This window comes from Bacteroides sp. 3_1_13 (assembly GCF_001185845.1).
GTDB lineage: Bacteria > Bacteroidota > Bacteroidia > Bacteroidales > Bacteroidaceae > Bacteroides > Bacteroides xylanisolvens.
This window is the reverse complement of record NZ_KQ236956.1, coordinates 1,729,206-1,750,339: the sequence shown is the minus strand read 5'-3', so window position 1 is coordinate 1,750,339 and position 21,134 is coordinate 1,729,206. Positions and strand designations below refer to the sequence as shown.

Below are 21,134 nucleotides of genomic sequence, written 5' to 3'. Positions count from 1 at the left end.
GAGGAGCAAATTGTTTTACTTTGTGTATCCGGAAAATAAAAAAGAGCGATCGTTTGGAATGACTAAATCTATTTATTAACAAAGAACTGTAGTATTATGGAACACATTAATGATTTCTTGAACAGATGAAGGTATCCCATTTGGTTGCTGGTGCTTCATCTGCTGATGAAAGAATGGCTGAAAATGCTATAGATGATGGGCTTCCAAGTTTAGTCTTTGATTTTGTCGGAGAAGATTCAATAGGTTTTTATGAAAAAATAATTATGGCAGGTAAGCAGTATACAGAGGGAATGCTTTACGGTTTTGGTCCGAAAAAAAGAGGACGTAATACTAAATTTTAAGAATATTAAAAAAGAAAAATATGAAGACTTTACTATTTCAATTAGTACTATTATTAATGGGTACTACTTTTGCGTTGCAAGCACAAGAAGCCGCAATAGAAAAAAAAATGGAGATTCCAGAACTCCAAAGTTATCAGCAAATATTCAATCACTTGCGTAGTGTGAATAATGATGTAACGGAAAAGTATTCTTTTTATAAGAGTGCGAGTCGTCCTCGGAAAATGTCATATTATAGAAAGGGTAAACCTTTGAATAAATCAGAAATGATTCAAGCTTTGAAACTAGCATTAACCGAATTATGTAAATATGAGGAATTTTACCATGATTATCTTACTACCTATATGGAGGAAAACTATCCCAAACATTATGAATTAGCTTGTAGGATGCAGCAATACAAAGATGAGATTGAAATGTCCTTGATAAAAATCAGAGCTTATGAGATAGTAGATACGCCGGAACTTCAACAGGTGCTTCGCATAGCCTGGACGCTTCCACGCAAGAAGGGTTCTGAATATATCAGTAAATATACAATGGAAAGATTAGAAAAGATTGGAAAGAGGGATATTTGAAGTCAATGTCAGAAGAACATATCCGGGAATTGGAAAGACCTGTATGGGAGGAGGAAATTGCTTTATTGTATGTTTTCTCAAATAAATATGATGATTAAATAGAAAATCTATTTAATCAGATTCCCTTCACCTTTTCTCTGCATCCCTTTGTTGGTAGGAGATAGCGGGTGAAGGGTAATCTGTTCACCTGCTCCTTCGCTCTGATTAATTTTACTTCGGATTTGTGGAGAATACTTTTACTCAACGCATTAAGTAATTTTACTCAATGAATAACGCAAATATACATAATTAGTTGCTATATACCCTGATATTATTCTTTATCCTTGTATTTTATATCTACAGAAACTCTGTAATTACCCGGTATCGGTGTATAAATAGGCTGGTGAGTAGTCCCCTTATTTTGCAGTTTCTTTTCCGCAATCAGTCTTTTTATATGCCGATAGGCAGTGATTTGTGTCATCCCACAGAGATACTGAAAGTCTTTCCGGGTGATTATTTGGTTTTCGGCAAAATATTTCGTCAATTCCATATCTATCTCTACTTCAGAAAGTCCAGCAGAATGTGGCTTGTATTTTGAACGTTGGAAGTGCATATCGGAAAGTTCAGCTTTAAGTTCCTTATCTGCCTTGAACTTGACAGCCTTTAATTTGACTTTATGTACTCGTTTAGCTTTGGGATCACGTATTTCTTCTTCGCAACTAAGAGTGATTTGTAAGTATCCCAATCCATTGATATGTACTTTCTTTCCTTCTTTGAGGCATTGGGCTACTTCGTATTTTAATTCTTCCAACGTCGCTATTACATCCGATGGACTAAGTGAACAACGATCGTGAATTCGATATACTAACTTCTCTGTATTCACAGTCTCAAAACTGATCGGACGAGCATGGTATCTCACTTTGTTTTTTTTCTCCTTCGGCATAGGAGTCTTGTATAATTCAAATTGTACTGACATAGTCTTTCTTTTTTCTTTAGATATTTGTAGATTATCTTCTTGATGTTTCTTAATTTTCTCTTAGATATTTACTATTTATCATTATTGTGATAAGTACTTATCATTGCAATGAAACTTTATTATCACAGTTATGATAAGATATTATCATGGCTGTGATAAGATATAAATATCAGCACCAAAGATAAGGTTTAATTAGGAGATAAACAAGAAAGAACCGCATGAAATGCCAAGTTCATATTTATGAAAATGAGGGGATTAAAAAGTTGTAGATCCTATTGGGAGGATATTATATTCGCACTCATTAAATACTAAAAACAGAATTTTATGAACAAGAAAAGTGTATTGCTAGCGTTGTGGCAGAAATTTGCGAGTCATTTTTGTAAAAGTGAAAAAAAAGACGAGTTAATGGCGTATATATCGGAGTTTTCAACAAGCCCTATGGAAACAAAGGAAGGTAAGGAAAAGGATACATCATGCAAAACGAAGAATTTGACCGAGAATGTAGAAAGTTTTTTGAAGTCTCATTATGAGTTCCGTTATAATGTTCTGACGGAAGAAACAGAATTCCGTTCATTGGAACGGATGAGCGAAGGATTCCAGTCAGTAAATCAACGTGTATTGAATACTTTATGTCTGGAAGCGCATGAAGCTGGCATTGCTTGTTGGGATCGTGATTTGTCACGTTGCATTTATTCCACTCGTATTGTGGACTATCATCCTTTCAGACTTTATCTGGATGAATTACCGAAGTGGGATGGTGTAGATCGTGTGTTGGCTTTGGCTCGACGGGTTTCGGAAAATCCCTTATGGGAAAAGGAGTTTCGCATTTGGATGTTGGGAATGACGGCACAATGGATGGGAATAATGGGCGATCACGCTAATAGTGTAGCTCCTTTGCTCATCAGTACGGAACAAGGGTATTTGAAATCTACTTTCTGTAAGTCTCTGCTTCCGTCTGTGCTTCAGCGTTATTATATGGATAAAGTGGATTTGACGAGTCAGGGAAACGTGGAACGTAGACTGGCGGAGATGGGACTTCTAAACTTGGATGAGTTTGATAAATATTCTCCAGCAAAAATGCCTTTATTGAAAAATTTGATGCAGATGGCTTCATTGAGTTTGTGTAAGGCATATCAGAAAAACTACCGTTCATTACCCCGTATTGCTTCTTTTATCGGAACGTCTAATCGAAAAGATTTACTGACCGATCCAACCGGTAGCCGTAGATTTATTTGTGTGGTAGTGGAGCATCCCATTGACTGCAAAGCGATTGAGTATGAACAGCTTTATGCGCAGTTGAAAGAGGAAGTCTTGTCTGGTGAACGTTACTGGTTTACAAAGGAGGAAGAACAGGAATTGCAGAGGAATAATCTGTCTTTTTACCGTCAAGGTCCGGTAGAAGATGTATTGCGTTCTTGTTATCGTTCTGTAGAAAAAGGGGAGGAGTGTGAGCTTCTTTCAGCAGCCGATATATTTCAATGTCTAAAGAAGAAAAATCCGGCGGCTATGCGTGGGGCGAATCCGGCAAGTCTGGCACAAATTCTGGTAACGGTGGGGATAGAACGTAAACATACAAAGTTTGGCAATGTGTATCGTGTAATAGCGGTTTAAAGAGCGTGAAGTTGGGGTGAAGGGAAGTCGTAAATAAAAATATTAAGGTAATAGGTCCGTTGGGGACATGATAATGGGAGGTATAAGCACAAAGGAATAGTTGAAAAAAATAATTTCTGACCTGTAAAAACTGTTGAAAGATAATTGAACCTTTTTGACCGATTATTGTACTCGTGTTGAAAATAAATACCCCATCTTTGCGGTAGAAACCTCAATTATTAATAACCACTAATGTAGAATTATGAAGAAGAAAGTTATAATTATAGGTACCACTATTATAGCATTAATTATTTCTCCTTTTCTCTTTTCAATGAGAAATAATACCCTCATATCACTTCGTTACAATGATGAATTACGGATATTGGATGTTACCGCAGGAAATTCTATTACATATCTAACAAGTGTAGTGCCAGAACAAAATAGTGACACATTAGAATTACAGGTATACCACAAAATTATGTATTTCGTTCTTCGCAAAAGTGAAAAAAACGGCAACACGTTTATTATATGTGCCTAGAAATGTAAAATATATAAAATATGAAGATGAAATTTATATGATAAATGATTTATTACCTATATGCTCTAGATGATATGAGCATTGATTAAAGGAAAGAGGAATATAATATGGAGTAAAAGGTAAATAGTGATTTAGTAATGTGTACAGTTTCTTTGTTTCCTAATTGAACTTACTTGACAAAGCGGAAAAATACTTAGAAAAAGCAAAAATGATGTGTCCAATTCGCTTTATGTCAATATATGAATTGATGAAACTTTATCAGATAAAAGAAGAGGCCAGAAAATTATTGTAACTCTGAAAATTCTATTTTTACATTTTGACACTTGTGAAGTTGATGGTGAAGAGTTGCCCTTCACCTGCTATCGCTCATCAATAAAGGGATACAATGAAAAGGTGAAGGATAGATGAAATCTTATCAGATGGTGTATCTCCATTTATGTTATTACCTTTTGTTTGTCATGCCCAAAAGGTGGCTTAAATTAATAAAAATGAAATTCGTATAGCAAGCGATACAATTTTGTTTTTTGATGCAGAGGGATTTTCTATAACGAAATAGGCTCATTCAGATTTTAAAAACACAGAAATATATTATTTCGATTAATTAAAGGCAAGATAATCCAGTGTGTAATTATAAATTGGTTGTTAATATGATAGTATATTGGATAGTAAATATAACCTTATTGTTTGGCATTTTATGAGAACTATCTTTCTTTATATCGTAAATGCGATGGCGGTTCTTGTGTCTGCATATTGCTATGTGATGGATCCGTTTAATATTGGTACTAGCAAATGGAATTTAGCACCTTTGATTTTTATATGTGCATTTTTTCTCTTAAAGTATTTGTATACAAAGTTTGATTGCAAAAGAACGGGAAACTACGCATTTCTGACGACACCTTTGATTTTTATTGTTGTATATTGCTTGGTTTAGGTTATTTTTGAACTTCTTTGAATGAAATGAGTACCTGATTTCGTTATAATATGGGGATATTTGTATCTTGAGTAACCATTCTATTTTCCGCCTTGACATAAGTTGTTAGCCGCCATATCTTTGCGCCGTAACCTTTAACAAGAATGATTATGGCAAAAGAAAAAGTAAACTATCAGGAGGTATATGACCTCTACCAGTTATGCAGCGAGACCAAAGATCTTCGAGAGTTCTGTGCTGATTATGGTGTAAATTACGACAAGTTCATGAACTGGCAGCGTCACCAGTTGTGGAGTGAGAAGTTAGGCAAGACAGTCCAGGTTGAGCAGCCCAAGGTTGCCAAAGTCCAGATAACCGGGAAACCATGCAATAGTCCAACTGTGAAGTTGGACGTGAAACATCCTGAAGGTGAACCACCAATAAAATGGATCAAGTTACAGCTGGCGTCTGGCGCAACACTGTTCCTGAGAAACACCACCGTTCTTGATTTGAGCCTGTTGCTTAATAAAATGATAGGATGATATGCTTGGACTGAGTGCTAACCTTAACTATTACCTGTTTAACGGTAATGTTGATTTGCGGAAAGGCATTTTCCGTCTGTGTGAGAGTATAAGGGAAGAAATGTCCCTTGACCCGAGCGATGCGTCCAATGTATATATGTTCATGTCCCGGAACCGAAAGGTTGTGAAGATACTTCATTACGAACGCGGTTTTTATGTGCTTTACGAAAAACGTCCTGTTATGGGCAAATTCAAGAAACCTGTATTTGATGAAGTCTCCAGGTGCTACCGGATACAGTGGTCGGACATGGCTTATCTTACGGAAAGCATTGTAGTTGACAAGATGTACGTTAGTCCGAAAGGCTAATATTAACATACTGATTATCAACAGGATAGTATAAAAAATAAACGGTAAAAAGTTTGCGTAAGTGCCTGATTTTTCGTACCTTTATATCATGATTGATGAAAGAGCATACGAGTTACTTTGCTGCCAGCTGGGTCTGGCGAATGAGGAAAAGGCAGGTCTTCGCAAACAGAATAAAGAATTGATTGCGAGGCTTGAGTCTATTGAAGAATCCAACAGGGAGAACTCTAAAAATCTGATAGATACCATCAATGATCTCAAAGATACCATCGAAAAGCAGTCAACCACGGTTGAACATTACAGGAAAGAAATGGAACTTATGAGAAAGCAGCTTGAAGCAAAGGATGAGGTGAACAGGATGCTGGCAAACGAGATCTCCAATCTCAGACTTCAGCTTGAGGACAGCAGGAAACACCGTTTCGGCCGTACTTCCGAGCAAAGAAGGCTGTTGAACAACCGTAATCTCGACAAGTCCGCTCTGGAACAATCCGAGTATGACGGTTCTGACAGGAAGGATGATAATAATAAGACCGATGATAACGAAACCGGCAGCAATACCTCTTCCGGCAACATACCTGCCCAGAACAGCAAACCTTCAAGGAGAAAGGAAACCGCACCACGTGCCGGGAAAACAAAATTGAAAGTTGACAAGGTGGTAGTACATGAAGTGGACGAGTATTACACGCTTCCAGAAGGGGGACGGTTTATGAACCGCAACGGTATGCCTGATGTGTGGGAATACAGGGTCATAGAACATGTAAGGGCTTATAACGTGGAGCATGTTTACAAGGTGGCAAGGGTAAAGCTTGCGGACGGCACTTTCACAAGCACCATGGAACATCCGCTGAAAAACCTTGGAGGTATCTTCTCTCCTGAACTGCTTGCCCGTCTGCTTTGTCTGAAATATGACTTCAGCATGCCTGAGAACAGACAGATAAGACTGCTTGCAAGAGAGGGTATCCACATAAGCAATACCACGCTGAACAGCTATATCCATAACGGAATCGCCAAACTAAGGGAGTTCATGGAAGATGTCTTCAAGGAGTTTGTACAGAGAGCTAATTACCTTATGGTTGATGAGACTACTGAGCTTGTTGGAGTGGAAACAAAGGAAGGTAAGGCTTACAGGAGAAAGTACTTATGGGCTTTCTTTGCCAAGCATATTAAGATGGTCTATTATCACTATAATAACGGCAGCAGGTCGTCCGATGCGGCAAAATCATTCCTGGAATATTTTATGGGAACCATATCCACTGACGGATATACGGTTTACAGGATGTTTGACGGAGACGACTCAAAGGTGCTTCATATAGGATGCTGGACGCATTGTAGAAGGTTGTGGGTTGATGCCCTGCCTTCAGACAGAACAGCGATGGACATAATAGATCCTATCGGTGAGATGTTCAGAAATGAAGACCTGTTCCGTATGATGAAACTCAGCGGTGAGCAGATTAAGGAAAGAAGGCTTAAGCTAACAGGACCGATTCTTGAACGTATCCATCATAAGGTGGTCATTATGATGCAGGATGCGAAGATTATGGCTAACGAACTGATGAGAAAGGCCGTGAACTATACGATAAACCAGTGGAAATCCTTGAGAAATATCCTCAAGGACGGTTCAGCAGAAATCTCGAACAACCTCTGTGAGCAAAGGATGAAACCTGTAAAGCTGCTGCTCAAGAACTGTATGAACGTTGGCAGTGAGGATGCGGCAGAAAACTCTGCATTCACCTTCTCTCTGATAGAAAGCTGTAAGTTGAACGGCATAGACCCTCAGAATTACCTGAAACACTTGTTTGAATGTATTCTTCATGGTAAGGACTGCGACAAGAAGGCTCTTCTGCCATGTTTCTATAAACCGGAATGTTAAAACAAAAATATTTTCTTACGGGCATTTTTATTTTATCGGCTGAAAGACAGCCGATAAAATTGGCGTGGCGGAAAATAGTATGGTTACCATTAAAACGTTTGAAGTATGAAATTGACAAACCTTTTGTTGGCTGGTCTAATAGGTTTAACTGGCTGTTCGCCGAAAGTAATACAGAAAGAAGTGCGAATGATAGAACTGCAAAATCCTATTTTGCCGGGATATTTCGCTGATCCGTCATTAGTGCAATATGATGGAAAGTTTTATATGTATGTGACAGCCGACCCGTGGGGAACGGACTTTCTTTCCTGTTGGGTGTCCGATGATTTTCAGAATTGGACGTTCCGTACATTGAACTGGCCTACTAAGGCTGCATGTACCACTTCTTTGTCGGAGACAAACAAGGTATGGGCACCTTCAGTCGTTCAAAAAGGGGACACTTTTTATATGTATGTCTCTGTCGGGTCTGAAGTGTGGTGTGGGAAAGCAAAACATCCGCTGGGACCATGGGAGAATGCATTGGGCAACCAGCCTATGATTCCGGGCGACACGACCAGGTATTATCATGTGATTGACGCGGAAGCGTTCGTTGATGATGACGGCAAATCTTATCTTTATTGGGGATCGGGATGGAACTGGACAAACGGACATTGTTTCGCTGCGGAACTGAATGATGATATGAGTTCTTTCCGTACAAAACCTGTTGAAGTCACTCCGACCCGATATTTTGAGGCTCCATTGATGGTGAAACATAATGGAAAGTATTATTTGACTTATTCTGAAGGGAAAACTATTGATGAGACGTATGAAGTGCGTTATGCGGTCGGTGATAATCCGTTCGGTCCTTTTGCGGAAGCAGGTAATAGCCCGATATTGAAAGTGAATGACAGCTTACGGGTATATGGTCCGGGACACCATACTTTATTCTCTTATGGAGGTGAAGATTATATGTTGTATCACCGCCATCGATTGCCTTTTGTGAAAGGTACGGCGTATCGGCAAACCTGTATCAGCAAGCTGACTTTTGATGATGATAAGAATGAGATTAAGAATATTATTCCTTATCATACACAGGCATTTCCGGATTTGGTTAAAGAAAAGAGAGAGTATATTCAGCCCGAATCAGTGATAAGCAATTCTGTATTGGCCGATTATGCCGGCGCGGAGAATACTGTAGACCATAATTATAGTACCCGTTGGGAATCAGCTGATGGAGATGAAAATCCTGCATTGACAGTTTCGTTTGGCGATGTTGTAGCTATTGATACGGTTGAAGTGCGTTTTGAATATCCATGGGAGAAATATTATATGAAAGTAGAGACTTCTGTGGATGGTAAAGACTGGAATACGGTAACTGATTGTACGAAAGATGGTATTTCCGGTTCTCCTGTCAGTATTCCTGTAGCTGGTGAATGTAAGTTTGTGCGGCTTGCTTTTGCGGTATCCGAAGGAAATACCAAGCCGTCTGTTTGGGAGTTGTTGTTTTATTAAGAAATATGAGGATAGGGGAATATATTATTGATTGAATGAATCATTTTTGAACCTCTTTGAATGATTATTGAGGCTTTATTCATTGTTGTTGCTAGGATTTGGAGTTTTTTGATTGATTAGAGTACCTGTTTTTCTTCTATTTTTAAGAACTTTGTCCCAGTGAATTATTTCGATGATTGGTGATAGTTGTGATTTTTTAAATTATAAATAAAATAGAATAGACATGAATTGCATAAGAATGAAAATTAGCTTTAGAAAGAGTGTTTTGAACGTACTCATTTGGGGAGTAATGATGCTATTTGCTTATCCGCTTTCAGCACAAACAAATGGAAAGCCCAGCAAAGGATTGTATGAACTGTTTAGTACCAAAATACCGGATGGTGCACAGTGGGAAAAACCGGATAATAGATATGTACGCGACGGAGGATACTCTAAGAAGTCAGAAAACTATATATATTTGGATGACTCGAAGAGTCCGGCCAAACTGACGGGATTATCCATTCCTATCCGGGAGAATCCGGGTCCGGGCGAGTATCGTTATATCACTTTTGCCTGGATTAAGTGGGGAGGTGACCAAATAGGTATGCAGTTTCATGTATCAGATAAATCTGTTAATCAGAAGGGGCAAAAATATGACTTTACATATATAGCAGGAAAGTCAAAGGATGTGATTAATCCTTTGAAAGGACTTAGTGTGGGGGAAGTTCCAGGACATTGGATGGTAATGACACGTGACCTTTGGAAAGATTTCGGTAATATCACATTGACAGGAATTTCTTTTATCTGCCCTGAAAGACGTGATGCTGGTTTTGATGAAATATTTTTGGCTAAATCACAAGAGGATATAAAAAATGCTCCCAAGGTTCTGCCTAGTGAAATAGCAACTCCGGTTCCCGTAAATGAGGATGAAGAACAGTTGGTATATGAAGAAGCGGCTACAGACAAAAATGAACAGCCGGAAGGAGTACAGATAGACTGGGCTGCACAAATCAAGGCGGGTGGTTCAATGATGTATCCACTGTATTTGCTGGGACTAATCGCTTTGGTCATTGCGATACAACGATTGATAACTTCTCGTGAAGGTCGCCTGGTTCCGAAACCCCTTCGTGAGAGTGTGAATGAATGTCTGGCTAAGGGTGACCTGAAAGGGGCTTTGGCAGCATGTGACAAATATCCTTCTACATTGGCTAATTCTTTACGTTTCATTCTTGAACATATAAAGGCTGGAAGAGAAGCTGTCAGTCAGACAGCCGGAGACATGGCTGCTCGTGATATTCGTACTCATCTCGCACGTATCTATCCACTTTCGGTCATTGCTTCACTTGCTCCGCTGATCGGTCTTTTGGGTACGGTTGTCGGTATGATTGAAGCATTCGGGTTGGTAGCATTATATGGAGATGAAGGCGGAGCTTCCATTTTGTCCGATTCAATCTCAAAAGCTCTGATTACAACTGCCGCCGGCTTGATCATCGCCGCTCCTGCCATTGCTTTGTATTTTATCATTAAAAACCGTATTATGAGAATGGCTTCTTTGGTAGAGGTGGAAGTAGAAAATGTAATAACTACTCTTTATCTGGAGGAAGATAACTCAAAAGGGACAGACGTATCTAAATAAAAGAAGTACAGCCATGAGATTAAATTATGATGATGAAGATAAGGTAGAGGTGCAGATGTCTCCTTTGATAGACTGTGTCTTCTTGCTATTGATCTTCTTCCTCGTGACTACCATGATGAAGAAATGGGAAATGCAAATCCCATTGTCGCTTCCTTCGATGACGTCCAGCCTTTCTACTACACGTGCGGGAGAAGAGGCTGTTATCATTGCGGTAGATGAGGATAAGAATGTGTATCAGGTAGTGGGGCACGATGCTTATTCGGGAGAGAGCCACTATATACCGATTTCGGACTTACATGCTTTTCTGACTGAACTTCGTAATAGTGAGGGGACGGAAATTGCGATTGATGTGGCAGCTTACCGGACTGTTCCGGTGAGTACGGTGATAGAGATATTCGATCAATGTCAAATACAAGGGTTCACGCGTACACGTGTCCGCTTGGGAAGTAAACCATATTTAGGCCTATGAGACTATCGTTGTTTAATAATGAAGATGAACCGGAAGTGTCTATGTCGCCTTTGATCGACTGTGTGTTTCTGCTATTGATCTTTTTCCTTGTATCGACAATGACAAAGGTGAAAAACAGGGATATTCCGGTGGATTTACCTACTTCGGAGTCTGCGGTTAAATTGAAACCGGATGACAAACAGGCTATTGTGGGACTGGATGCTGAAGGTAACTTTTATTGGGACGGACAACCTTGTTCAACCAATTTTATGATGGAACAATTGCGGGAGACTTGTATCTCTGATCCGGGCCGGCGTATCCGCATCGATATGGATAAGCATACTCCGTTCGGCCGTTTTGTGGAAGTGATGGATGCTTGTCAGTTTTATAATTTAACGAATATAGGAATACGGACTTATGACGAAAACTACAACAGGGAGTAGCCGTCTGACGGTTATCCTGTCATGGATTATTGCACTGGCCTGTTTCGTGGGAGGAGCTTTGTTTATATGGATGATGCCGTCGCCGGATCAGGGAGCTATTGATTTGCAGGCGAAAAAACAAAAGTCTCCGAAAAGCGTCAGTGAAAAAATAAAGAAGGAGCAGTCGCAAAGGGTGCTTCCTGCCAACTATTCCGAGCAACTGGTTAAACAGTCGGAAGTGTTGGTTAAAAAGAATTTGGAGGATCAGCTTCGTAAGTTTCAGGAAATGGCCAAGAAGATGAGGGAACGGAAAGATGAGTTGTTGACTAAGGTGGAAACACGCCAGTTGCCGCGTTCAGCTCCTGCCGATGCTAATGATACATCAAAAGCAAGAAATATACCGCAAACTGGTAATCCTCCGGCGAATGCATCTGTAGAGGATATGTATGCTCTTTTGCGTGAATATGAAGCTGAAATACAACAGAATCATTTGGCGACTAATGCTGCCAAACAAGCTCTTTCGAGAGGACTTTCATTTCCTGAAGTGTATAATTCATTAAAGGCGGGTGCTTCCCGTATGCCAAGTTTTGACGAATTGATTCGGATGCAGGCAAAGGGTGGAGAATGGGGGACTTCGGATGGCAGTAATGCCAGTGCCGGTTTGAGTATAAAAAGTACGGCTGATTTGAATAACTATCGTGGATTGTTGGGACAAGCGACACGGCAGGCCGGACTTGCTCAATCACGTCTGGAAAATCTTTTCGGAGTAGTGAAGCAGGTAGGAAAACCTGGTGGAGGTGCCGGTGAAGGTAATGGTCAGCCTGGTGGAAGCGAAGGCGGAGGCAATGGAGATGGAAGCGGTAATGGTGGCATGGGTGAAGCAGCCCAGGGGAATGGGAACAAGCGACCGATGAATCATTATGCAGGCTCACGTTTGAATCAGGCAATGGTGAAAGCACAAGCTTTACCCGGACGTCGTTTTTCTAAGAATGCAGAACGCAAAGGGTGGTTGTATATCAACACCTGGTATATGATTGGTCCATGGGATAGTTATGGACGGGAAGATTTTTCGATTGTGCATCCACCTGAAATTTCTGTGGATTTTGATGCTGTATATACGGATGGACAGGTGGGGACGGGAATTATGGAAACGGATTCCGACCCGATTAAAGTGATTGGAGAAGAGGTGCATTTGGATGGAACATTGCGTTGGAAATTTATGCAAAGTGAGTCCATGCACAATACGGTACCTGTTACTACCGGAAATTCAACCTATTATGCTTATACGGAGCTTTATTTTGATGAGGCTACTACGATGTTGGTAGCTATCGGTACGGATGATAGTGGACGGGTATGGATCAATGGTAAAGATGTGTGGCGTGATTATGGTACCAGTTGGTATAATATTGACGAGCATATTGCTCCTTTTGAATTCAGGCAAGGATGGAATCGTGTTCTGGTTCGATTGGAAAACGGTGGTGGAGGAGCTTGTGGATTCAGCTTCTTGATTATTCCGCAGGATAAATAGATGTGTGTTTAAATAGAAAAGATTGTTTAAGGAATTAATTATTGGTAGAAGTTATGTGAAAGAGTTTTGCTCTTTCCATAACTTTCTTTTATACCACGAATGGAACAAGAAGCAGTACACATAGGACAATTGATACAACAGGAATTATATCGTCAAGGGCGGTCTATTGTCTGGTTTGCAGAGCAGCTGTGTTGCTCGCGAAGCAATGTTTATAAAATTTTCTCAAAGCCGGGTATAAATACGCTCTTACTTCTCAAAATATCCAGTATTCTTCATTATAATTTCTTTCAATATTATTCGGATTCTTGGGATGAGGAAAAAATGTAAACTTTTTGGGTACACCTATCTCTTATTTCTTCTTTTTTTCTTCTTATCTTGCATTTGCAAATTGATTGATTCTTTGAAAAGATAGATATATGGCAAGAGAATAACCTATTTAAATAAATATAGTGATGAAAGAAGGTAAGCAAAAATGCCGAATATTGAAAGAAATTCGGAGACAGATAGCGGAAGCTAATGATATCGAACTCATTACATCCGAATGTAAATATCGGGGAGATTGTTTAGGTACATGTCCAAAGTGTGAGGCTGAAGTGCATTATCTGGAACAGCAACTTCTTTTCCGTCGGAGGATGGGACTGGTTATTAAAATAGTGGGTGTTTCGCTTGGAATGTCTGCAATGGGGGCTACATCATTGAATGGGCAGCAAGTGGGGGAGGATCGTTTGAAAAATGACTCTAATATGCTTCCACAAGTGGAAGTTATGGGAAATCGGGTTGTCAGAAGATGTACTGTCGTGGCGGGAGGAGTTGTCATTAAAAAGGTAAAGGCTGTCACTGTAAAAGGTACTGTTGTAGACAAATACGGTCATCCGAATATAGGTGCGGAAATTATTGAAAGAGGAGCTAACCATAAGACATATTCTGACCTGAATGGTCGATTCATGCTTCAAGTATCAGGAAAAAGACCTGTTTTGGAGGTTAGTCTTTCAGGTATGAAGACGAAGGAGGTGAGGGTAAGGAAGAGGAAGGCCGGGAAAATAAAAGTTGTGTTGCACAAGAATAGCTTATAATAAAAAATAGACGAATATGAATTCTGTATTATTGGATTTTGTTTGGAGTGGTATTCTTATAGGAGAAAGCTTTACCCAGTTCTGGTATATTATACCGGCTACCATTGTCATTGAAATTTTTTAAGCTATTGTTTCATCTCTGTTTCTTTGGTTATTTCCTTTTATATTAAGTAGAATTGGTTTAGGCTGATAAAATAATATGTCTAATAAATAAGAACTAGCTAACCCTCTCTATGAATGCTGATCCTGTCGGTACTGTAAAAGGTATTGGCAGGATTTTTATTATTGAATGGTGTATTATCGCTCAAAGACAGTTTCTTACGTTATATTGAATGATATTTATACTGTTTTGACTGATTTGAAGACCTTTGTTCTCAAATAATGTTCCATCTTTGCAATTGTAATTTCATAGAATATAGTATCGAGAATTTTATACTGATTTGTAAAGTAACAGATTCAGATTTGATTAATTGATATGTGTGTTTATTTTTTAGTTTTCAATAGGTAATAGTTTTAGTTTTTTGGGGTAATTAAATGGGATTAGTTTTCAAATTCGCTATCGGTTTTAATGGAAACATTAACCGGTGGTGAATTTCTAAAGAGATTAATGTATCATGAAAACAATAGAATAGATTGAAAATGAAAAGACCTTTATTGTATTTGCTTATTTTGTTAGTGACTGTATTCAGCACTTCCTGTACTCAATCTTCAAAGGGAACATTTGAGGTGGGTGACAAGACTTTCTTACTTAATGGAGAGCCGTTTGTCGTAAAAGCGGCAGAGATTCATTATCCTCGTATTCCAAAAGAATATTGGGAACATCGTATTAAAATGTCTAAGGCGTTGGGTATGAATACCATTTGCCTTTATGTTTTCTGGAACTTCCATGAACCGGAAGAAGGAAAATATGATTTTACCGGGCAAAAGGATATTGCAGCATTTTGTCGTCTTGCACAGGAGAATGGTATGTACGTCATTGTGCGTCCTGGTCCTTATGTGTGTGCAGAGTGGGAGATGGGCGGATTGCCTTGGTGGTTACTGAAAAAGAAAGATATTAAGCTCCGTGAACAGGATCCGTATTATATGGAACGTGTGAAACTGTTTATGAATGAAGTTGGTAAACAACTTGCTGATCTTCAGATTAGTAAAGGTGGGAATATAATTATGGTACAAGTAGAAAATGAATATGGCTCATTTGGTATTGACAAGCCTTATATTTCTGCTATCCGTGATCTTGTGAAGCAAGCGGGATTCACAGGGGTACCTTTATTCCAGTGTGACTGGAATTCTAATTTTGAGAACAATGCTTTGGATGATCTTCTTTGGACTGTCAATTTTGGTACGGGAGCCAATATAGATCAGCAGTTTGAACGTTTGAAAGAGCTTCGTCCTGATACTCCATTGATGTGTAGTGAGTTCTGGTCCGGATGGTTCGATCATTGGGGAGCGAAGCATGAAACACGCAGTGCGGAGGATTTGGTAAAAGGAATGAAAGATATGCTCGATCGTAATATTTCATTTAGTTTATATATGACTCATGGAGGTACTAGTTTCGGACATTGGGGAGGAGCAAACTTCCCGAACTTCTCTCCGACATGTACGTCTTATGATTATGATGCACCTATCAATGAATCAGGAAAAGTCACTCCCAAATATTTTGAAGTACGTAAATTGTTAAGTAACTATTTACCTGAAGGCGAATCGTTGCCGGAAATCCCGGATTCTATTCCAACGATTACTGTTCCTTCATTTAAGTTAGATGAAGTGGCGATACTGTTTGATAATCTGCCGGAGCCAAAAATCAGTGAAAATATTCAGTCAATGGAAGCGTTTGATCAGGGTTGGGGAAGTATTCTATATCGAACTACACTTCCGGCATCTAACGAAGAGCAAGTTCTGACAATTACAGAGGCTCATGACTGGGCACAGGTTTTCCTTGATGGCAAGAAATTGGCGACGTTAAGTCGTTTGAAAGGGGAAGGGACTGTTATTCTTCCACCTGTGAAAGAAGGAGCCCAATTGGATATTCTAGTAGAAGCGATGGGCCGTATGAATTTCGGTAAAGGTATTTATGATTGGAAAGGTATTACTGAAAAGGTGGAAATTCAATCGGACGGTGCTGCTACTTCATTGAAGAATTGGAAAGTTTATAATATCCCGGTTGATTATGCTTTTGCAAAGAATAAGAAATTTGTGAAACAAGATAATCCGAAAAAAGACCCTGCATATTATCGTGGAACATTTACACTGGATAAAACCGGTGATACTTTCCTGGATATGACTAACTGGAGTAAAGGGATGGTCTGGGTGAATGGTTATGCTATTGGACGTTACTGGGAAATAGGACCACAACAAACCTTATATGTGCCGGGATGTTGGTTGAAGAAAGGTGAGAACGAAGTGATTATATTGGATATGGCTGGACCTGTACAACCGGAAACGGCAGGCTTGCAACAACCTATTCTCGATAATTTACGCGTTCATGGTGCTGCCTATGCACATCGTAAAGTAGGTGAGAACTTGGACTTGAGCGGAGAAACGCCCGTTTATAAAGGTTCTTTCAAGGCGGGTAATGGTTGGCAACATGTGAAGTTTGGAAAAGAGGTGGAAACACGTTTCTTCTGTCTGGAAGCATTGAATGCACATGATGGGAAAGATTTTGCAGCCATTGCGGAATTGGAGTTACTGGGAGCTGATGGCAAGCCCTTGTCACGCCAACATTGGAAAGTTGTTTATGCAGATAGTGAGGAAACGGAAGAAGCGAATAATATTGCAACGAATGTGTTCGACTTGCAGGAATCTACCTTTTGGCACACAAGCTATTCTTCGGCTGCCAAACATAAATTCCCGCATCAGATTGTGATTAATCTCGGTGAAGATAAGGTAGTAACCGGATTTTCATATTTGCCGAGAGCAGAAGCCGGTAAGACAGGCATGATTAAAGATTATCGGGTATATCTGAAAATGACACCCTTTAAAATCTAAAGGGAATAATAAGATAATTGTATGTCTATGATGTACACTGAAGACATTTAAGTCATAAGGTTAATTATTAAGTTTGTTCATTAAGTTATAGAGAAGTAAAAGAATAACTTTCACGTGAGTGACGGTTTTTCTTTTACTTCTCTTTTTAGCTTGACCGATATTGTCTGGGTAATTAGAAATAATATCCTAAATTCACAAAGCAGCTTCCTTTATCCGTCTGATTGGAATATCCTAATGATATTTCCAATGGTCCGAAGATACTATCCATTCCATAGCCGGCACTGATACCGAATAATTGTTTGCCTTTCAATATATCGAAGAAATTACTATCCGTTAGTCCGTAGTTGCCTGTCAACGTGAGATAATGAATGGCTCCCATACGTTGCCTGAATTTAATAGAGGCGATCATAACGGTGTTGTCCATTAATTCCAGATTGGTAACCCCGGCAAAAGGTAATTGTTGAGGAATATAGAAACCGGGGACTTCACCACCAATGGCATTTTGTAGCGGATAAGGAAAATCCCTTCCGATCAGGATACGTCCGTAAATGGAAGGAATGACTGCAAAACGGCGGGTTACAGGAATGACGCTTGCCCACGAAGCATTCAGTGCTGAAAATGGAGCGTGTTCGTTGTATTGTGCCGTATTATCCGTATAGAGTGAATAGGCGGCTCTGAAGTCACTTCCTTTAGAAGGGAAACGTCCTTTATCGTATGTATTATATTGCACTTGGGCAAAATAACTTAGGAAATGTTCCGATTCTACTTTCAGGTCGGAGATTTCAGGTTTCTTAAACAGGAAATCCTTGTATTTGTAATATTCAAAACGAAGACCGAGTCCGAAACGGAAATTCTTGTACCATACATCAGAGAAGCCGAATTCGGCCAGATGATATTTGTAAGTTGTATTATAGGCACGGTCACCTTCCTCGTAAATGTTGATATCGTTGTATTGGAACATATACGAGAAGTTGAAATTACGTTGCTGCATGGGTTCCAGCGTATAGTCTATGCGGGCAGCATATCGTTTACCCAATCGACCGGTAAGAGCCAGGCGGGAAGGAATATGAGTTTTGAGGTCTGCCGTTGCATTCACCAACAAAGACGCGATTTCTTCCGAATCGAAACGGATGCCCAGATTGATTCTTCTTTCATATTTTTCCTGCAACAGGAAGTTGAGGTGATAACCTTCAGGAGTCTCTTTCAACGTATAGCTGGCACTGGAATAGGATTGGCTACCGCGTAATTGATACAAGGCCTGTTCTATTTGTTGAGTGGTAATGTCACTGTTTTCTTTCAGATTACATTTCTTCATCAGCCATTTTTTATCATCCACCTCTACACCGGAAAATGAGATGTCCGTCACATAAACTGTGCGTGCATTGGAAAGAGAAGAATAAGGGCCATGTTGCTTCGGAGTATAATCTTCGGCTATTCCTATCTTCTTTTTCAAGGCAAGCAACGAATTCCATTGTTCTTTAGCCGCTTCTTCGCCTCTTCGCATCAGAGTGTCGATGGCTGCCGGGGTAAAACTGGCAGATGAATATCCCTCCACATTGACACGGATATAAGTGTCTGTGAGGTCTACATTCTTTTCGTGGTTAGACTGGCAGGTGATGTCTACAATCTGCCCCAGAATATCGGGGACGCTGTTGAGCTTGTCAGCCTTCTTCAAAGCATTCTGCACGTCTACTCCGATAATAATATCGGCTCCCATGGCTTTTACAACATCTGCCGGATAGTTGTTTACAATGCCGCCGTCCACTAATACCATGCTGTCTTGCCGTACCGGAGTGAATACACCCGGAATAGCCATGCTGGCACGCATAGCGGTTGAGAGTATTCCGTCATGGAATACAATTTGCTCTCCATTGACAACATTGGCCGCTACACAGGCAAAAGGAATGGGAAGTTTATTGAAGTCGATGGAGTCATGATACCCCACAGTGAGATCTGAAAATAGGTTAGCCAGATTTTGCCCTTTCATGAGTCCTCCGGCAGCAGCATCCTTGGGAGTTTTGGTGAAAGGGATAGAGACTGTATATTTTTCAGACCGCTCACGATCAGTCAATGACATGGCACTTCGTTTGATACGGTCGCTCAACAGGAATGTCCAATCTTGTTTTCGTACCATGCTGTCCAATTGTTCCGTAGTATAACCGATGGCATACAGACCACCTACGATAGCTCCCATACTGGTGCCGGCTATATAGTCAATAGGAATTCCGGCTTCCTCAATTACTTTCAGTGCTTTGATGTGTGCCATTCCTTTGGCACCGCCACCGCTTAGAACGACACCTACCTTTTTCCTTTGCTCTTGAGAATGCAAAGAAAAAGGCAATAAGATGCCAATTGATAAAACTAATGTTGAAAAGATTTGTTTTTTCATTAGGATGTGGTCTAGTGTTGATGTTTAATATAATACAAATGTAGAGCATAATTTGTTTAGTTGTTGAAATAGGAACTAAAAAAAATGTTCCAAAAGTCGGAAATGTGGATTTTTTCTACACCATACAGTGAATTTCCACACTTTCTGCAAAACGAAGAAATATCTAATGCTTTGATTTTAAGCAAATAATGCAGCTAACGCATTTTTGGTATATGAGTTGTAAATAAGGATATAGAACAAACATAAGTTAAATTAAATAATAAGATTCGATATGAGATTATTCTTTTCGAAACATGAGTTGAAACTGAGGAGAAAGAGAACCATTGCTGCTATTATATGTATGGTAGTTGTGTTGGGTGTGTACTGGATACTGACCCGACCTCAGAAGGCTGCGCCGGAAATGCCGACAGTCATTGTTGAACCGGTAGTGAAAGACGACGTAGAGATATACGGGGAATATGTGGGGCGTATTCGTGCCCAACAGTTCGTCGAGGTACGTGCCCGTGTGGAAGGTTATCTGGAAAATATGCTTTTTGCCGAAGGTACATATGTCAATAAGAATCAGGTTTTGTTTGTAATCAACCAGGACCAGTATCGTGCCAAAGCAGATAAAGCCAGAGCACAATTGAAAAAAGACGAAGCGCAGGCTTTGAAAGCGGAACGTGATTTAAAACGTATCCGTCCGTTGTTTGAACAGAACGCTGCAAGCCAGTTGGACTTGGATAATGCGGAAGCTGCATATGAAAGTGCCGAGGCAACGGTAGCCATGAGCGAGGCGGATTTGGCACAGGCTGAACTGGAATTGGGTTATACCATTGTTCGTTCGCCCTTATCGGGACACATTAGTGAAAGAAATGTGGACTTGGGTACATTAGTCGGTCCCGGAGGAAAATCATTGCTTGCTACCATTGTGAAGAGTGATACAGTGTTGGTGGATTTCAGTATGACAGCACTCGATTATTTGAAGAGTAAAGAAAGAAACATTAATTTGGGACAGCAGGATTCCACCCGTTCCTGGCAGCCGAATATTACCATTACATTGGCGGATAATACCGTCTATCCATTTAAAGGATATGTGGATTTTGCCGAACCGCAAGTCGATCCTCAAACCGGAACTTTCTCTGTACGTGCAGAAATGCCGAATCCGAAACAAGTATTGTTGCCGGGACAATTTACAAAGGTAAAGTTGTTGCTGGATGTTCGTGAAGGTGCACTGGTTGTTCCGATGAAAGCCGTTACCATCGAAAAGGGTGGAGCATATATTTATACCATGCGCAAAGATAATGCGGTAGAGAAACGTTTTATCGAATTAGGACCGGAAGTCGGGAATAATGTGGTGGTAGAAAGAGGACTGGCAGAAGGAGAAATGGTGGTTGTAGAAGGGTTCCATAAGTTGACTCCGGGCATGAAAGTACGGGTCAGTGATCCGGAAGCCGAAGCTGGGGACAGTATAACTACGACAAAAAATGAAGTGACCGGAGTAAAAGAAAACACTACCGGAACGAAGGATAACGCGAAAGGAGAATAAACG

16 protein-coding genes are annotated in these 21,134 nt (G+C 40.1%); 14 read left to right on the top strand and 2 right to left on the bottom strand.

Translation table 11 applies throughout. The annotated features are described in order from the left end of the window. Positions 1-125 precede the first annotated feature (125 nt). Both HMPREF9009_RS19635 and HMPREF9009_RS19630 read left to right on the top strand, forming a co-directional pair. Positions 126-341 (top strand): hypothetical protein, encoded by a 216-nt coding sequence (locus HMPREF9009_RS19635; RefSeq protein ID WP_049703062.1) that lies wholly within the window; start codon positions 126-128, stop codon positions 339-341. Between the two features lie 20 nt (positions 342-361). Further along, entirely contained in the window at positions 362-910 is a 549-nt protein-coding gene (locus HMPREF9009_RS19630; RefSeq protein ID WP_157446490.1) for a hypothetical protein, read from the top strand. Between the two features lie 310 nt (positions 911-1,220). On the opposite strand, the gene HMPREF9009_RS19625 is transcribed toward HMPREF9009_RS19630, so the two are convergent. Then, on the bottom strand, positions 1,221-1,865 hold the full coding sequence (locus HMPREF9009_RS19625; protein ID WP_049703060.1) for an HU family DNA-binding protein: 645 nt from the start codon (positions 1,863-1,865) through the stop codon (positions 1,221-1,223). A gap of 405 nt (positions 1,866-2,270) precedes the next feature. Between HMPREF9009_RS19625 and HMPREF9009_RS19620 the strand changes: the two genes are divergently transcribed. The 11 genes from HMPREF9009_RS19620 to HMPREF9009_RS19565 all read left to right on the top strand — a co-directional run bounded on the left by HMPREF9009_RS19620 (position 2,271) and on the right by HMPREF9009_RS19565 (position 17,214). After that, positions 2,271-3,476, top strand: a complete 1,206-nt coding sequence (locus tag HMPREF9009_RS19620) for a DUF3874 domain-containing protein (protein WP_369798500.1) — start codon at positions 2,271-2,273, stop codon at positions 3,474-3,476. A 1,597-nt stretch (positions 3,477-5,073) separates the two neighbouring features. Then, positions 5,074-5,442, top strand: coding sequence for a hypothetical protein (locus tag HMPREF9009_RS19610; RefSeq protein WP_170834904.1), 369 nt, complete (start codon positions 5,074-5,076; stop codon positions 5,440-5,442). A 1-nt stretch (position 5,443) separates the two neighbouring features. After that, positions 5,444-5,788, top strand: a complete 345-nt coding sequence (tnpB, locus tag HMPREF9009_RS19605) for an IS66 family insertion sequence element accessory protein TnpB (protein ID WP_004297053.1) — start codon at positions 5,444-5,446, stop codon at positions 5,786-5,788. Between the two features lie 88 nt (positions 5,789-5,876). Further along, complete coding sequence (gene tnpC / locus HMPREF9009_RS19600; RefSeq protein WP_004300191.1) at positions 5,877-7,655, top strand: IS66 family transposase; 1,779 nt, start codon at positions 5,877-5,879, stop codon at positions 7,653-7,655. Positions 7,656-7,760: 105 nt separating this feature from the next. Then, a complete protein-coding gene (locus HMPREF9009_RS19595) occupies positions 7,761-9,143 on the top strand; it encodes a family 43 glycosylhydrolase (RefSeq protein WP_049703057.1) in 1,383 nt (460 codons plus the stop codon). A 223-nt stretch (positions 9,144-9,366) separates the two neighbouring features. Further along, a complete protein-coding gene (locus HMPREF9009_RS19590) occupies positions 9,367-10,758 on the top strand; it encodes a MotA/TolQ/ExbB proton channel family protein (RefSeq protein WP_083444219.1) in 1,392 nt (463 codons plus the stop codon). A 13-nt stretch (positions 10,759-10,771) separates the two neighbouring features. After that, entirely contained in the window at positions 10,772-11,227 is a 456-nt protein-coding gene (locus tag HMPREF9009_RS19585) for an ExbD/TolR family protein (protein WP_049703056.1), read from the top strand. Continuing rightward, positions 11,224-11,649: an ExbD/TolR family protein gene (locus HMPREF9009_RS19580; protein WP_049703055.1), complete on the top strand. Its 426-nt coding sequence runs from the start codon at positions 11,224-11,226 to the stop codon at positions 11,647-11,649. The genes HMPREF9009_RS19585 and HMPREF9009_RS19580 overlap by 4 nt, the downstream gene beginning before the upstream one ends. After that, positions 11,624-13,156 carry a hypothetical protein gene (locus HMPREF9009_RS19575; RefSeq protein WP_049703054.1) on the top strand — a complete coding sequence of 511 codons (1,533 nt, stop codon included), beginning with the start codon at positions 11,624-11,626 and terminating at the stop codon, positions 13,154-13,156. Before HMPREF9009_RS19580 ends, HMPREF9009_RS19575 begins: the two co-directional genes overlap by 26 nt. Positions 13,157-13,608: 452 nt before the next feature. Beyond that, entirely contained in the window at positions 13,609-14,229 is a 621-nt protein-coding gene (locus HMPREF9009_RS19570; RefSeq protein WP_049703053.1) for a carboxypeptidase-like regulatory domain-containing protein, read from the top strand. A 639-nt stretch (positions 14,230-14,868) separates the two neighbouring features. Beyond that, complete coding sequence (locus HMPREF9009_RS19565; RefSeq protein ID WP_049703052.1) at positions 14,869-17,214, top strand: beta-galactosidase; 2,346 nt, start codon at positions 14,869-14,871, stop codon at positions 17,212-17,214. A 172-nt stretch (positions 17,215-17,386) separates the two neighbouring features. Here the strand turns inward: HMPREF9009_RS19565 and HMPREF9009_RS19560 are convergent, their stop codons facing one another. Beyond that, on the bottom strand, positions 17,387-19,603 hold the full coding sequence (locus HMPREF9009_RS19560) for a patatin-like phospholipase family protein (RefSeq protein WP_049703051.1): 2,217 nt from the start codon (positions 19,601-19,603) through the stop codon (positions 17,387-17,389). 271 nt (positions 19,604-19,874) lie between these two features. Between HMPREF9009_RS19560 and HMPREF9009_RS19555 the strand changes: the two genes are divergently transcribed. Further along, entirely contained in the window at positions 19,875-21,131 is a 1,257-nt protein-coding gene (locus HMPREF9009_RS19555; RefSeq protein WP_008021831.1) for an efflux RND transporter periplasmic adaptor subunit, read from the top strand. Positions 21,132-21,134: the final 3 nt, after the last annotated feature.

Excerpts from the sequence above, each read along its gene's own strand:
- HMPREF9009_RS19590 (WP_083444219.1), top strand. The coding sequence starts at position 9,367 with ATGAATTGCATAAGAATGAAAATTAGCTTTAGAAAGAGTGTTTTGAAC.
- HMPREF9009_RS19575 (WP_049703054.1), top strand. The coding sequence starts at position 11,624 with ATGACGAAAACTACAACAGGGAGTAGCCGTCTGACGGTTATCCTGTCA.
- tnpC (WP_004300191.1), top strand. The coding sequence starts at position 5,877 with ATGATTGATGAAAGAGCATACGAGTTACTTTGCTGCCAGCTGGGTCTG.
- tnpB (WP_004297053.1), top strand. The coding sequence starts at position 5,444 with ATGCTTGGACTGAGTGCTAACCTTAACTATTACCTGTTTAACGGTAAT.
- HMPREF9009_RS19570 (WP_049703053.1), top strand. The coding sequence starts at position 13,609 with ATGAAAGAAGGTAAGCAAAAATGCCGAATATTGAAAGAAATTCGGAGA.
- HMPREF9009_RS19560 (WP_049703051.1), bottom strand. The coding sequence starts at position 19,603 with ATGAAAAAACAAATCTTTTCAACATTAGTTTTATCAATTGGCATCTTA.
- HMPREF9009_RS19625 (WP_049703060.1), bottom strand. The coding sequence starts at position 1,865 with ATGTCAGTACAATTTGAATTATACAAGACTCCTATGCCGAAGGAGAAA.
- HMPREF9009_RS19555 (WP_008021831.1), top strand. The coding sequence starts at position 19,875 with ATGAGATTATTCTTTTCGAAACATGAGTTGAAACTGAGGAGAAAGAGA.
- HMPREF9009_RS19620 (WP_369798500.1), top strand. The coding sequence starts at position 2,271 with ATGGCGTATATATCGGAGTTTTCAACAAGCCCTATGGAAACAAAGGAA.
- HMPREF9009_RS19635 (WP_049703062.1), top strand. The coding sequence starts at position 126 with ATGAAGGTATCCCATTTGGTTGCTGGTGCTTCATCTGCTGATGAAAGA.
- HMPREF9009_RS19630 (WP_157446490.1), top strand. The coding sequence starts at position 362 with ATGAAGACTTTACTATTTCAATTAGTACTATTATTAATGGGTACTACT.
- HMPREF9009_RS19610 (WP_170834904.1), top strand. The coding sequence starts at position 5,074 with ATGGCAAAAGAAAAAGTAAACTATCAGGAGGTATATGACCTCTACCAG.
- HMPREF9009_RS19585 (WP_049703056.1), top strand. The coding sequence starts at position 10,772 with ATGAGATTAAATTATGATGATGAAGATAAGGTAGAGGTGCAGATGTCT.
- HMPREF9009_RS19595 (WP_049703057.1), top strand. The coding sequence starts at position 7,761 with ATGAAATTGACAAACCTTTTGTTGGCTGGTCTAATAGGTTTAACTGGC.
- HMPREF9009_RS19565 (WP_049703052.1), top strand. The coding sequence starts at position 14,869 with ATGAAAAGACCTTTATTGTATTTGCTTATTTTGTTAGTGACTGTATTC.
- HMPREF9009_RS19580 (WP_049703055.1), top strand. The coding sequence starts at position 11,224 with ATGAGACTATCGTTGTTTAATAATGAAGATGAACCGGAAGTGTCTATG.